General features: G+C 41.6%; 18 protein-coding genes. 6 read left to right on the plus strand and 12 right to left on the minus strand.

Annotated elements, in window-relative coordinates:
* Positions 1-213: 213 nt before the first annotated feature.
* The 4 genes from ntdP to fabL all read right to left on the minus strand — a co-directional run bounded on the left by ntdP (position 214) and on the right by fabL (position 2,499).
* The gene (ntdP, locus tag BS1321_RS08795) at positions 214-744 is read right to left on the minus strand and encodes a nucleoside tri-diphosphate phosphatase (protein WP_063234823.1); all 531 of its coding nucleotides are present in this window, start codon (positions 742-744) and stop codon (positions 214-216) included.
* Positions 745-977: 233 nt separating this feature from the next.
* Entirely contained in the window at positions 978-1,232 is a 255-nt protein-coding gene (locus tag BS1321_RS08800) for a YgaB family protein (RefSeq protein ID WP_063234822.1), read from the minus strand.
* A gap of 160 nt (positions 1,233-1,392) precedes the next feature.
* Positions 1,393-1,668 (minus strand): gamma-type small acid-soluble spore protein, encoded by a 276-nt coding sequence (locus tag BS1321_RS08805; RefSeq protein WP_063234821.1) that lies wholly within the window; start codon positions 1,666-1,668, stop codon positions 1,393-1,395.
* An 81-nt stretch (positions 1,669-1,749) separates the two neighbouring features.
* The gene (gene fabL / locus BS1321_RS08810; protein WP_063234820.1) at positions 1,750-2,499 is read right to left on the minus strand and encodes an enoyl-[acyl-carrier-protein] reductase FabL; all 750 of its coding nucleotides are present in this window, start codon (positions 2,497-2,499) and stop codon (positions 1,750-1,752) included.
* A 69-nt stretch (positions 2,500-2,568) separates the two neighbouring features.
* Here fabL and BS1321_RS08815 point away from each other — a divergent pair, with 69 nt between their 5' ends.
* Entirely contained in the window at positions 2,569-2,793 is a 225-nt protein-coding gene (locus BS1321_RS08815) for a hypothetical protein (protein ID WP_063234819.1), read from the plus strand.
* A gap of 85 nt (positions 2,794-2,878) precedes the next feature.
* Here BS1321_RS08815 and BS1321_RS08820 read toward each other — a convergent pair whose 3' ends face one another.
* Positions 2,879-3,148: a hypothetical protein gene (locus BS1321_RS08820; protein WP_063234818.1), complete on the minus strand. Its 270-nt coding sequence runs from the start codon at positions 3,146-3,148 to the stop codon at positions 2,879-2,881.
* 47 nt (positions 3,149-3,195) lie between these two features.
* Positions 3,196-4,314, minus strand: a complete 1,119-nt coding sequence (mutY, locus tag BS1321_RS08825) for an A/G-specific adenine glycosylase (RefSeq protein ID WP_063234817.1) — start codon at positions 4,312-4,314, stop codon at positions 3,196-3,198.
* Positions 4,315-4,520: 206 nt separating this feature from the next.
* Here mutY and BS1321_RS08830 point away from each other — a divergent pair, with 206 nt between their 5' ends.
* On the plus strand, positions 4,521-5,498 hold the full coding sequence (locus tag BS1321_RS08830) for a metal-dependent hydrolase (RefSeq protein ID WP_063234816.1): 978 nt from the start codon (positions 4,521-4,523) through the stop codon (positions 5,496-5,498).
* A 55-nt stretch (positions 5,499-5,553) separates the two neighbouring features.
* Here the strand turns inward: BS1321_RS08830 and BS1321_RS08835 are convergent, their stop codons facing one another.
* Positions 5,554-5,820: a YfhJ family protein gene (locus BS1321_RS08835; protein ID WP_063234851.1), complete on the minus strand. Its 267-nt coding sequence runs from the start codon at positions 5,818-5,820 to the stop codon at positions 5,554-5,556.
* Between the two features lie 114 nt (positions 5,821-5,934).
* Between BS1321_RS08835 and BS1321_RS08840 the strand changes: the two genes are divergently transcribed.
* Positions 5,935-6,090 carry a small, acid-soluble spore protein K gene (locus tag BS1321_RS08840; RefSeq protein ID WP_081113014.1) on the plus strand — a complete coding sequence of 52 codons (156 nt, stop codon included), beginning with the start codon at positions 5,935-5,937 and terminating at the stop codon, positions 6,088-6,090.
* Between the two features lie 40 nt (positions 6,091-6,130).
* Here BS1321_RS08840 and BS1321_RS08845 read toward each other — a convergent pair whose 3' ends face one another.
* A complete protein-coding gene (locus BS1321_RS08845; protein WP_063234815.1) occupies positions 6,131-6,442 on the minus strand; it encodes a YfhH family protein in 312 nt (103 codons plus the stop codon).
* Positions 6,443-6,516: 74 nt separating this feature from the next.
* A complete protein-coding gene (gene recX / locus BS1321_RS08850) occupies positions 6,517-7,314 on the minus strand; it encodes a recombination regulator RecX (protein ID WP_063234814.1) in 798 nt (265 codons plus the stop codon).
* A 125-nt stretch (positions 7,315-7,439) separates the two neighbouring features.
* On the opposite strand from recX, the gene BS1321_RS08855 reads away from it, so the two are divergent.
* From BS1321_RS08855 to BS1321_RS08865, 3 genes are all read left to right on the plus strand, one after another.
* Positions 7,440-8,360 (plus strand): TIGR01777 family oxidoreductase, encoded by a 921-nt coding sequence (locus BS1321_RS08855; RefSeq protein ID WP_063234850.1) that lies wholly within the window; start codon positions 7,440-7,442, stop codon positions 8,358-8,360.
* Positions 8,361-8,413: 53 nt separating this feature from the next.
* Positions 8,414-8,536 (plus strand): YfhE family protein, encoded by a 123-nt coding sequence (locus tag BS1321_RS08860; RefSeq protein WP_081088510.1) that lies wholly within the window; start codon positions 8,414-8,416, stop codon positions 8,534-8,536.
* A 107-nt stretch (positions 8,537-8,643) separates the two neighbouring features.
* On the plus strand, positions 8,644-8,829 hold the full coding sequence (locus BS1321_RS08865; RefSeq protein ID WP_063234813.1) for a YfhD family protein: 186 nt from the start codon (positions 8,644-8,646) through the stop codon (positions 8,827-8,829).
* Between the two features lie 392 nt (positions 8,830-9,221).
* Here BS1321_RS08865 and BS1321_RS08870 read toward each other — a convergent pair whose 3' ends face one another.
* The 3 genes from BS1321_RS08870 to BS1321_RS08880 form a co-directional block, all read right to left on the minus strand.
* Positions 9,222-10,802: a fatty acid--CoA ligase gene (locus BS1321_RS08870; RefSeq protein ID WP_063234812.1), complete on the minus strand. Its 1,581-nt coding sequence runs from the start codon at positions 10,800-10,802 to the stop codon at positions 9,222-9,224.
* A 132-nt stretch (positions 10,803-10,934) separates the two neighbouring features.
* The gene (locus BS1321_RS08875) at positions 10,935-12,086 is read right to left on the minus strand and encodes a thiolase family protein (protein WP_063234811.1); all 1,152 of its coding nucleotides are present in this window, start codon (positions 12,084-12,086) and stop codon (positions 10,935-10,937) included.
* A 27-nt stretch (positions 12,087-12,113) separates the two neighbouring features.
* Positions 12,114-13,259 carry an acyl-CoA dehydrogenase family protein gene (locus BS1321_RS08880; protein WP_063234810.1) on the minus strand — a complete coding sequence of 382 codons (1,146 nt, stop codon included), beginning with the start codon at positions 13,257-13,259 and terminating at the stop codon, positions 12,114-12,116.
* Between the last annotated feature and the right edge of the window lie 75 nt (positions 13,260-13,334).

The raw sequence follows: 13,334 nt of genomic DNA on the forward strand, positions 1-13,334 counted from the left end.
GATAAAAAAAGTCCATAACAGTCAATTTGGAATCTTATATGCACCATTCAATTATATTTTCCTTTTCGATGATTAACTATCAAAAGGATTTCATTCACTAACATTCATACAATTTATAGGAGGCAAGGATTTAAAGTTATTAATCGTTCCTGCTTTCTTGAAAGATTGAATCACAATGAAAAAGCCTGCCAATTAAGCAGCAGGCCTTTTCTATCATCGATAGGTTAAAAAGCGTTCATACCAACTATCAATAAACTCTGCGGAGAATGGTCCTTTTCGCTGGCGTATCATATAAATCAAATAGTCTACGTTCTGTTTCAATATTGAATCGATGGCATCCGGGTAATTCATTTCTTTCCGATGCCTTTCATATTCATCCTCATCCAGCAAATTAAACGTCATATCTGGGAATACTTTAATGTCCAGGTCATAATCAATGTATTTCAATGCTCCCGATTCGTATGTGAACGGCGAACTGATATTGCAATAATAATAAACTCCGTCCTCTCTCAACATACCAATAACATTAAACCAATACTTTGAATGAAAATAGCAAATCGCCGGCTCTCTCGTAATCCAGGTCCTTCCATCTGATTCCGTTACCATAGTACGGTCATTCGCTGCTATCACCAGATTTTGGGTCCCTTTTAAAACGGTTGTCTCTTCCCAGATACGATGGATATGTCCATTATGTTTATAGCTATGGATTTGGATTTTTCCTCCTTCGGCAGGAACAATCCCCATTTATCTCTCCCTACTTTCTATAGACACCCTGACAGCGTACTGTGCCCTATTCCGTTTGCAGTTATTGTGTGTATTTAAAATATATACTTTTTTCCATTTACCCTATATTCCTATATTATAGCGATTTATTCATAAATTTAAAACAAAAGTGGCTAATCTCCCAGTGAAAATGTGTAAATAAGTCGAAAAAGTCTGACCATCCACCCATTTTAACTTAGAAATTAGCCGGTTATTTATCGTATAGCAGCCTGTCCTTGCTGAAAATAACGGATGACTTCTTCCGTTTGTTTCTCGAACATATCATGGATACTTTTCAATTCCTGCTTTTTGAGTTGAATCTCTTCCTGAATGGTGACTGCTTCAATCTCCTCTTCCAGGGCAAGGAGTTGCTTCTCTATATCTTGGCATCTTTCGATTTCGGATTGTAAAAGTAAAAGCTTATCCATCGTTTTCAACTGGTTGTCTATAAGCCGGTTAAATTCCTTCATGAATGCACCTTCCTAATCTGTATTTTTTCTATAGTATGTATATTCTATTTTTATCCGTTTTTTCCTTTGACATAAAATGTAAACACAACGAAACATTTGTCGAATCCAATGGAAGGCAAAAAAAAGCACCCTTCAAAAGAAGGATGCTTTTCATCGCCAATTAGCCTTGGCTTTTATTGCTTTGAGATTTTTGGTTTTGTTGTTTCACTTCTTGAACGTTAGTTTCAGAAGCAAACTCTGTACCGTATTGGCCTTGTGCTTGACCTTGACCTTTCTTTTGCTGAGATTGCGCGTTTTGTTGTCTCACTTGTTGAACGTTAGTTTCAGAAGCAAACTCTGTTCCGAATTGGCCTTGTCCTTGCTGAGATTGCGCGTTTTGCTGTCTCACTTGTTGAGCGTTTGTACCTGCTTGTGTTTTATTTTTGTTATTAGCCATTGATATCACCTCCACGATAATAAGATAACCATTATCCAGGAGTGTTATCCAACTAAAAACATTTAAATTTTTCCAGTTATATTAAACAAGCAATGAAATGCCCCCATCAACTATTACGGTTTGTCCACGAATCATACTAGCTCCATCGGAAATTAAAAACAGGATGGTATTCACCATATCTTCCACCTCGACCATCCGTCCAGCCGGAGTCTGTTCTGCCGCCTCAGCAAGCATTTCATCCCGATTCGGGAAAGACTTCAGGGCATCCGTATCGATCACACCGCCTGAAACGGCATTGACACAAATATTTTTTGCAGCCAATTCGACCGCTAAATATCTTGTCAGGGCTTCAAGCGCAGCTTTGGAAACTCCAACAGCTGTATAATTTTTCAAATAGCGAATGGATCCTAGTGAACTGATGCTGACGATTTTCCCTCCGCCGTTCCTCTCCATTAACTTCGCCGCTTCCTGTGCGCAGAAAAGGAGGGCTTTTGTATTGATGTCCATGGTCCAGTTCCAATGGGATTCCTCCAGCTCCATCAACGGACGTTGCACTCCTGAGGCCGCATTATTGATGAAGATATCCAAACGTCCATAATAAGCATCGATTTCCTCGAACATGCTTTTCACTTTCGCAACGTCACCGACATTTGCCTTAACTACAAGGGCTTTTCGCCCCAACGCTTCAATTTCGGCTGCCACTTCTAATGCTTTCGACTTGCTCCGGGCATAATTAATAACGAGGTCGTAACCTTCCTCTGCAAGCCTTATTGCCGTGCTTCTGCCTAAACCTTTACTGCTACCTGTAACGAGTGCCACTTTTTGTTCCATTCGTTTATTCATCCTTTCTGAGTAAACACCGAGTAATAAAAATCATTTTTTCTAAGGAGTGTTACTGTTATGTATGTTGGACGTGATATGACAGAGTTGTCGATGATGAAAAAATCGGATTGGGAAAATAGTGAACTAGCCTATTTTCATCACTCCCTTCAACAAATGGTACCTTATTTAAACCAAGAAGGACAGAGTATCCACAGCGAAATCGTCAAAGAAATTGAAAATAGAGGCGGAATTAATAGGCAGGAAGCCGATTATACTCATGGAACGAAAACCATTTACGATTGATTTTATACGGATATGGCTTTAAAAATCAACAAAAGGAAGAGGATATCTTAGCGGATATCCTCTTTTATGCATATACCAAATATCACTAGCGCCTTTTTTTAATCACGATTTTATTATAAGACGTTATAGCCATTGCGCAAATTAGGGCTGTACCCAAAAATGTTAACGAATATAAAGAAGGTGAAATTACCTTACCGAATACTGTTTCACTCTGAAGTGCTCCTGCTTGTTCCCACGCATTTACAATGTCCGGTTTATATCGGCTTGTTTTTATAGATCCAACCATTATCGCACTCCCAAAATATAAAGCATGTATGATGATTGAACCCATGAATGCTTGAATGACTATCCTCATTCCCACGCCCCCATTACCCTTATATTACCATAGAGGCAAAAAAAACTTTATTCAATACGTTCTTTTTCTTTATACGCCTTCATCATTTTTTGGTGGGAAACCGGAAATGCCAATTCCTCCATCTCAGCTTTACTCACCCACTTAAGTTGCTGTTCTCTTAGTACCTCTTCACTGATGGCTTCTTTGACCACTCCGATATACGTGTCCACTTTCCAAACGAGATGTGAGAAAACATGTTCAATTCTCACAAGTGATTCAGTGATTTCTGGTTTGACACCATACATTTCCTGAAACCGACTCTCGAAGAATTCCCTCTTATGCAAAAGGGATGAATGGTTTTCGAAGTTCAGATATTCCCAAAGATTAGCTAGCAATCCTTCTGATACTCGCTTGTGAATTAAAAATTCACCTTTATCATTCGTTAAAACGGCAGCCACAATTGGTACATCCCGCGTTTTTTTCTTTTGGATTTTTACCGGCAATTCCGACTGAACCCCTGCTTCAAATGATAGACAATGACTTTGAACGGGACATAATAGGCAGGCAGGCTTACCTGGTGTGCAGATTAATGCTCCAAGTTCCATCAAGGCTTGATTGAAGGCAGAGGTATGTTCATGATCGATCAGCTTTCTGACGGCAGCTTCGAATGTTTTCCTTGTCTTTGGCTTTGCTATGTCTTCATATATCATCAATATCCTTGATAAAACACGCATGACGTTTCCATCAACGGCTGGTTCCGGCTTGCCATATGCGATACTAAGAATAGCACCAGCTGTATAAGGGCCGACACCTTTCAATTTGGAAATTTCCTCCGGATCATCCGGTACAATCCCATTATAGGATGCCTTCACTTCCTGAACGGCACTATGCAGATTCCTTACACGTGAGTAATATCCCAGCCCTTCCCATGCTTTTAGGATTTTCTCTTCATCGGCATTGGCAAAATCCTCGAGTGTTGGGAACCATTCCACAAACCGGTTAAAATAAGGAATCACCGTGTCCACTCTCGTTTGCTGCAGCATTATTTCAGAAACCCAAACACGGTACGGATCCTTATTTTCCCTCCATGGCAATTCTCTTTGTTCTTCGAGAAACCAGGAAACCAAATCTTTTTGAAATTCATCAATTTTTATTTTTTCAATTGTCGGTATTATTATTTCTTTCAAATCAGTTCCTCCAAAGATGTTACACTCTTATCAAAAATGGGAATACCTATAGTAGGTCATTCTTTTTTTAATATCATGTTCATATTCATTTATTTGTAACAGGGCACGGAAAAAAGTAAAATTATATTCATTTGATGGTTAATATATAAATACGGTATGATGAGAGAAGACCATTTTTTTCAAATTGTGGCAGGGAGGTTAGATTTTTGGATACAGGTACTCACTTTGTCATGGGAATTGCTCTTGGAGGTCTTGCCACATTAGATCCTGTCATTGCGCAGAGCCCAGTCACTGCAAGTGCAGTCATAGCAGGTACGATATTGGGATCACAAGCTCCAGACATTGACACCGTTTTAAAATTAAGGAATAACGCTGTATATATACGAAACCACCGTGGAATCACGCATTCCATTCCCGCTGTTTTACTTTGGCCCTTGATTATCAGCGGAGCACTTTTCGCCATCATACCTGAAGCAAATTACCTTCATCTTTGGCTTTGGACCTTTTTAGCCGTATTCCTTCATGTATTCGTGGATATATTCAATGCTTATGGGACTCAGGCTCTTAGGCCGATTTCGTCAAAATGGGTAGCTTTAGGGGTCATCAATACATTTGACCCGTTCATTTTTGGAATACATGTTGCCGGCCTGATATTATGGGGCTTTGGATTTCCTCCAGGCTATTTATTTCTTTCCATTTACGGAATACTCGTCATTTATTATATTTCCAGATTCAGGGAACAAGCTTTTATAAAAAGAGTGGTCAAACAGCAAATTCCTGGAGCAAGGAAAATTCTTTTATCACCGACCATGCGTTTTCACCGCTGGAAAATTGCGGTGATTACCGAAAAGAATTATTATGTGGCACGGGCCGATAATGGGTATGTGACGATTCTAGATAAGTTCGATCGAGTGCCATTGCCTGAAAGTGAAATTCTCGAAGCCGCCAAGAAGGATATCAACTTGGCAGCCTTTCTATCCTTTTCTCCGGTTTACCGCTTTGAAATCGAACAGATAAAAGAATATTATGAAGTCCGTTTTATCGATTTAAGATACCGCAGCAATGGATATTACCCGTTTGTGGCAGTGGTCCATTTAGACAGCGAATTAAATATCTTGAATTCTTATACCGGCTGGATCTTTAGCGAAGCGAAACTGCAGAAGAAGTTAAATATTATTTTGTAGTCGCTGCATATTGAAAAAGAGCTGATTCCAGGGAACCCCTCTGGAATCAGCTTTTTTAATGCACTCTATTCTGCTGATTTAATAACTGTTGATATTTAGGGTTCTTTGCAATGAATTCGTGGAATTGCTCACCGTAGTTATCAATCCAGGTCCTTACAACGCGCGATGTCATTTCTTCTCCGGCATACTCATGCCCAGCCTTTGCATAGGTCGCTTCGAAATCTCCCCATAATAATTCCACCCAAGTCAAAGCTTGCTCATACGTGATGTGTTCGTTTTTCTCAAGCAGTATCTTGGTTAATCTTTCATGGTAATCATTCATTAGAACCACCTCATTGCCAATATTTTTACAGAATGAACTATACTGTCCCATACCCATACTAATGGTAAGCGGAAACGCTTCTTTCTTTAATCTGATGCTTGGAGGAGAAAAATTTTGCGAAATAAACAAAAAGGATTCCCAAACCAAAACAATAATAAATTCCATGGCGAGCCTCGTGCACAGGCAAGATATGCTTCAAAGCGTGCAGATGGCAGTATTAATACACACCCTCAAGAAAGAATGAAAGCATCAAACGAGCGATCGAATTAAAAGGTTTATCAGAAGGAATCGGGTCTTCCCCGGTTCCTTTTTATTTCAACATTGAAATCGGGAGTGCTTCTTCCTTACCGCTTCCACCTAAGCGGTAACCCCAGGCGAATACGCCGTTCATATAATCAATTTTGAAATAAACACCGGGATCTCCGTCAATTTGATATATTTCACCTTTTTTGAAATCATCCGGATTTAACAGATAGGCCTTGGCCATCGTCACTTTTCGTTCCAATACTGAAAATTCATTAACCATTCCCAATTGCTCTGCTTTTCTCGCTTTTTCAGTCAACGCTGCAATTTCCTGTTGTAGTTCATAGGCGGACAACTTGCTGTATCTTACGTCGCTCATATATATGCTCCTTAAATGAAATATTAATTTACTTCTATATTAAACAAATTTTTGTGATTTGGCTATTGATGCACTTATTCTCCATCTGGATTGGAGAGATAACGCTCAATCAATTCTATTGGAAAACCTTTTCGGTATAATGCCTGCTTCATTTTTTGTTCATATTCGAAGCCTTCATGGTTTTTATATCGGCGCTGCATTTTTTCTGCATGGTGGCAGAGAGAATCCCATTGTTCATCTTCATCCTTTTCAACCGTCACATCTTCAAGTGCTTCATGGATGACATCTCTAGGGAATCCTTTCCGTAACAAGGTTTGTTCAACTTTCAGCCTTAAAGCTCGTTCGGAAATGTTTTTTTCCTTTTTGACCGCTTTTCCAGCAAGTTTCCTTGCATGTTCAATTTGAATATCATAGGGGTATTCCTTCAATGCCTCGACAACCCACTTTTCTTGCACCCCTTTTTCCTTAAGCTCGAGCTTAAGGGTAGTGGGCCCTTTATTGCCTCCATTCACATGGGTCCTTACGTAAGCCTTGGCAAATTCAAGGTCGTCTAAATAGTTAAAGCTGTATAGTTTATGTATCGCTTCCTTAATGATCGGCTCTTCCGTTTCCTTCTTTTTTAAATAAAGGTGAATTTCCGATTCGGAGCGCATCCGGTATGATAAATAATTAAGTGCATCGGTAAATGCCTTTTGGATTTCATCATGGAATTGTATTTCAGCCAAAAGCAGGTCATCAAGGTCCATACCCTTTTTCAAATGAAATTTCAATAGCACTTCTTCGTCTACACTGAAGGCATATTTTTCGTCAACGAAAATGTTATAACGATCTTTACGTTTCTTTTGGGTTGTTACTTTTGTTATGTTTGGCATAAATCCACCCCCACCCCTACTTTACCCCTTTACGTTTACCATTTCTATATATAGCATGTCTAAAAATGAAAAAAGAACATGGGCATGTTAAAGTGAAGGAAAGAAAGGGAAAGGAAGTGGTTTTCGTGAAAATAGCCATTGCTGGTGGAAGCGGTTTTGTCGGCACAGCCCTTATTGATGAATTATCAAAAGAAAATCATGATATATATATTTTGACCCGTCATCCCGAAAAATTTGAAAAACAGACTAATTTGACATATATCGGCTGGTTAACCAAGGAGGCAAAGCCAGAAAAGCACTTGGCGGGGCTCGATGTATTCATTAACCTTGCTGGTGAATCTCTGAACAGCGGGCGTTGGACACCTGAACGAAAACGCCGGATTGTCGAAAGCAGGGTCGAAGCTTCCAAAGAGATGAACCGGATCATTTCCATTCTGCCCGATAAAGTGTCCGTCATCATCAATGCAAGTGCAATCGGATATTATGGTATTTCGGACGTTGAGACCTTTACCGAAACCTCTGAATCCATTGGTGATGATTTCTTGGCCCGTACTGTTCAACTATGGGAAAAGGAAGCAGCTAAATCACGTTCTTACAGTAAAAGGTTGATCCTAACAAGATTCGGAGTGATTCTCGGAGAAAAAGATGGCGCACTGCCAATGATGGTCCTCCCCTATAAACTTCTTGGCGGAGGAAAGATGGGCAAAGGGAATCAGTGGCTTTCCTGGATTCATATCCATGACGTGGTCCGTGCAATCATCTTTTGCATGAACGATCAGCGGATAGAAGGTCCAGTCAATTTTACGGCACCGAACCCCGTTCAAATGGATACATTCGGGAAAACGATAGGAGCTGTCCTGCACCGGCCCCATTGGTTACCCGTACCTCCCTTCTTCCTCAAGAAACTTCTGGGGGAAATGAGCATACTGGTACTTGAAGGACAAAATGTCCTTCCCACTAAACTTAAAGAGGAAGGATACACCTTCTCCTTTCCAACCCTTAAAGAAGCCTTACAAAATATCTTAAAAGAAGATTCTCACGTATGAAAGGTTCATTTTAGGAAAAAATAGGGATATTAAGTGAAATGGAGATGATCTAATTGCTCAAAAAACACGATAAAGAGAAAAGTAACTTAACTAGTACACAAGCGATTCTTTATGCTCGCGAATTTAAAAAAGCAGATCGAGCCGGTGGATATACCGAAAAGAAATCCCGTCGTTAAGTTTGGAGTTTTTTCCCGTACATTTTGAACAGCCACTCAACACAAAATAAGCTGGAGATGACAATGAATTCATCTCCAGCTTATTTTTTATTCTAGGGGGCGCTAACATGGGACGCAATAACATACACCATAATCGAGATAATAACAAACAGAAACTTCCTCAGGTTCCTCAAAACCTGAAAAGTGACGGACTTGACGTTGAATATTCTTCAGAACTGGCTGACCAGAAAGACATCGAGGCACAAGCCCGGGCAAATGCGGCTGACCGCCGTGCTCATAATCGCCGCTTATAAGCAGGAGAAACAAAAGCAAGGGGCTGTAAATCAGCCCCTTATAATTTCTTTATTTATATAGCTTATCCACAGCCCTGTGTATATTGTGGATATATTCAGAAAATACTGACAAGAAATAGGTGCAATTATTCTCCATACTAACATGAAAATAATGTTATTTCTGGATAACCCTGTGGATTATGTGGATAAAGGGTATGTTTCACTAACCATGCTGTATTTTTACTGTGGATAACTATTCTCTCTCCTTGATTTGTTCCACAGGATTATTATTTATTTAATAATTCATCTATATCTGTTACGTTCTTTATTAATTTTCTTCCTTCTAGGGATTATCGCATGCCAAGCAATTCTAAATGACTTTTCCAAACCTAACTTGTTAGTTGACCCCGGCATTAAAGAAGGTTCCCTAAACTTTTGCCATCAACATTTTCTTCCAATTGTTTACGAAGCAAGAATTTTTGTATCTTCCCACTTGCATTGCGAGGCAGCTCATTACAGAAGATATATCTTCTTGGACGTTTATAGTTCGCCAGTGTATTACTGTTCTTACACCAAGTTTCTAAATCGGTTTCCGCTAGCGAAGGGTCTTTGGCTACGATGAAGGCCGTCACTATTTCCCCCCATTGATCATCTGGCTGACCAAGAACTGCACAGTCGAGAACTCCTTGATGCTCATATAGTGTATCTTCCACTTCACGTGGATAAATATTTTCCCCTCCAGAAATAATCATGTCGTCCACCCGGTCCTTGACCCACAGATATCCATCTTCATCTAGGAAACCGATGTCACCGGAATGGTACCAGCCTTTGTAGAGCGCCTTTTCGGTCTCTTTATCTTTTTGAAAGTAACCCTGCATGATACACGGACCCTTCACAAGGATTTCCCCTGTTTCTCCAGGTTCCAGCATATCCTCGGGATCCGATGGCCCTTCGTCATTCGGACGGGCAATGATGATTTCATGATCGGAACATGCTTTGCCGGCAGAACCTGCTTTCCTTATTTGATCTTCCTCCAATAAAAGAGTGATGGCGGGACCCATTTCAGTCATTCCATAAGCTTGGATGAACTGGATGCCGAGTTTTTCCTTACAGGCACGAACAAGTGATGGAGCCATCGGGGCTGCACCATAAAGCCCTAGCTTCAAACTCTGGAATTTATACTCTTCCAAGTTTTCCTGGATGAGCATGTTCCACATCGTAGGTGCAGCAAAAAACTTGGTGATCCCCTCGGATTCAATCAGTTCCATGACCTTTTTGGGATTAAATTGATGTAATATGACATTTGCGGCACCGACCTGTACGCGAGGTAAAAAGGAACAGTGCAATTCAGCACAATGAAACATCGGTGCAGTAATCAAGCCGATATCAGAGCGTTCGTACTTCATGGCCTCTATTAAAATCTCGGCGTGTTTGACCATGTCTTTATGAAGGTGAATGACCCCTTTAGGACGTCCGGTTGTCCCGCTCGTATACATGATTGCATAGATATCATCTTCGTGAACGTCCACTTCATCTGGCTTTGATGAGATACTGGCCATTTTCTGACGGTAACCTTTGGCATACCCAGGCACATCATCATCAATATACCAGAAGGCCGTTTCCGGAAATCGCTTTTCAACCGCGGCAACGTTCGTTTCCAATTCGTGTTCGAATAAAACGACCTTTGGAGCAGCTTCGTTCAAGATGAAGGCCAACTCTTCCGGCATTAAACGGAAGTTGATTGGATTAAAGATTGCACCGATTTTTGCACAGGCAAAGAATGCTGTTGCAAGCTCTTCATTATTGTAAAGGTACGTAGAGACCCTGTCCCCTTTTCGCACCCCTTCCGCCTGAAGGGCCGCCGCCAACCTATTCACCTGTTCATTCCATTGAATGTAAGTATAGCGGATATTTCTTCTCACGTCGTAGATAGCCTCTTTAATGGGGAATTTCTGAACCGTCTGATCAAAGATATTTTTAATCGTTACTGACATATCATTTTCCTCCTCAAGTAACCACCATCAACAGGAAGAGCTCAGGCAAAGCCTGCCGATGGTCGGCTTCATCCCTTTTTCAGCTTATACTTTCGTGTGAATTACGAATGTTCATAAATGGATAGTCCAGCTTCAGTCCAATCTTTCAATGATGGTGGCATTCGCCATGCCGTGGCCTTCACACATTGTTTGCAGCCCATAACGGCCGCCCGTCCTTTCTAACTCATGGATCATCGACACCATCAATCGGGCCCCGCTGCCGCCAAGAGGATGACCCAAGGCAATCGCCCCGCCATTTGGATTCAGCTTCTTGGGGTCTGCCCCCGTTTCTTTTAGCCAGGCAAGCGGTACAGGAGCGAAAGCCTCATTCACTTCAAAGATATCGATATCATCAATTGTAAGACCTGCTTTTTCCAAAGCTTTTTGGGTGGCGGGAATCGGTCCCGTAAGCATCAGGGTGGGATCTGACCCGACAACAACCCGTGTATGCACTTTAAAGCGCGGTTTCAATCCAAGTTCTTCGGCTTTCCTGCGTTCCATCAATAATAAAGCGGCAGCACCGTCACTGATCTGACTTGAGTTCCCTGCATGGATTAAACCGCCTTTTTGAAAAACCGGTTTCAATCCAGCAAGTACTTCAAGCGTAGTTCCACCCCTTGGTCCTTGATCTTCCGTAACTTCGATTTGATTTCCTTCTTTATCAGTACCCGTTACTGATATCATTTCACGGTTAAAATGCCCTTCTTTTTGAGCACGTATTGCCTTGGCATGACTCTCAACGGAAAACTGATCACAATCTTCACGTGTTATTCCCCACTTATCCGCGATTCTCTCAGCTGATAAACCTTGGTTGATCACCTCATGCAAGTCCATATACTTTTGGCTTGTTACAGCACCTTGATAATTGGACCCCATGGGAACTCGTGACATGTTTTCCACTCCACCGGCCACTACCACATCCATATCACCCGACAAGATGGCCTGGGAAGCGAAATGGACTGCCTGCTGACTAGATCCGCATTGACGGTCAATCGTCGTTCCCGGCACTTCAATCGGAAATCCGGCAATCAGTGCAGCAACCCTTGCTATATCACCGGCCTGTTCGCCCAACTGTGAAACACAACCTAAAATGACATCATCGACAATAGCCGGATCGATACCCGCCTTTTCAATCAGCTTCTTCAATACTTCCCCTGCCAGATCATCAGGGCGAACGTCTTTCAAGACACCGTTCCTTCTGCCTACCGGCGTGCGAATCCCTTCAACAATAACCACTTCCCGCATATACTCTCTTCCCTTCTCATCCTGTTATTATAGGCCCAGATTCTTAGCGATGATTTTCTTCATGATTTCATTTGTCCCGGCATAGATGCTTGCTACCGGAACATCCCGATACCTTCTGGCAATCTTGTATTCCTCCATATACCCATAGCCGCCATGGAGCTGCATGCATTCAATGGATATTTTTCTGGCAGTCTCCGTCAAACGCCATTTTGCCATCGACACTTCCGTTACAACTTGTTCACCAGCCATATGTTTGGCGATCAATTGATCTAGGAAGGCACGCCCCATTTTTATTTCCGTTGCCATTTCCGCGATTTTGAATTGAGTATTTTGAAACTGACTTACGGATTTTCCGAACGCTTCCCTGCTCTTCACGTACTCAATCGTATCGGCCAGCATATCCTCAGATGCGGTTTGAGCACAAATTGCCACCACAAGGCGTTCCTGCTGCAGTTTTTCCATTAAGTAAGTAAACCCCTTGCCTTCTTCACCAAGCAAGTTTTCCTTTGGAACACGGCAATCCTCGAAGATGAGTTCTGCTGTATCCTGACTGTGCAGGCCAAGTTTCTTCAGTTTTCGCCCCCTGGAAAACCCGGGTGTATCCCTTTCGACCACGACTAAGCTTACACCTTTATGTTTCGGAACGGCACTTGGATCCGTTTTACAGGCAACGATGACCAAGTCCGAATGAATGCCATTTGTGATGAAAGTCTTTTGGCCTTTTAATATGTAATGATCTCCATCCAAAATAGCAGTCGTTTTAATATTGGCCAAATCAGAACCTGTGCCAGGCTCTGTCATGGCAATTGCAGTAATGATTTCCCCTGTCGTGCATTTAGGAAGCCAGCGCTGTTTCTGCGACTCATTTCCGTATGCGCAAATATACGGAACGGTGATGTCACTGTGAAGTCCGAAACCAATGAAACCAGAACCGACTCTTTCCAACTCCTCATTAATTATGACCGCAAAGCCCCAATCTACCCCGGAACCCCCATAATCTTCTTCAAGGTCTGGACATAAAAAACCCTGTTCCCCCATTTTCACCCAAAATGACCTGGGAATTATCCTCTCTTCTTCCCATCGTTCATAGTGGGGAACTGCTTCTTTCTCTAAGAACTTTCGGAATGACTTACGGAAAATTTCATGATCTTCACTTAAGTATGGATGCTTCATCTGTTTTTTCTCCTCTCCATTTCTTTGTCGGAGGCTCTTTTTCTAGATTTACAATGGATTGCCCTGAAAGAATTA

The sequence above is a fragment of the Peribacillus simplex NBRC 15720 = DSM 1321 genome (assembly GCF_002243645.1).
GTDB classification, from domain to species: domain Bacteria; phylum Bacillota; class Bacilli; order Bacillales; family DSM-1321; genus Peribacillus; species Peribacillus simplex.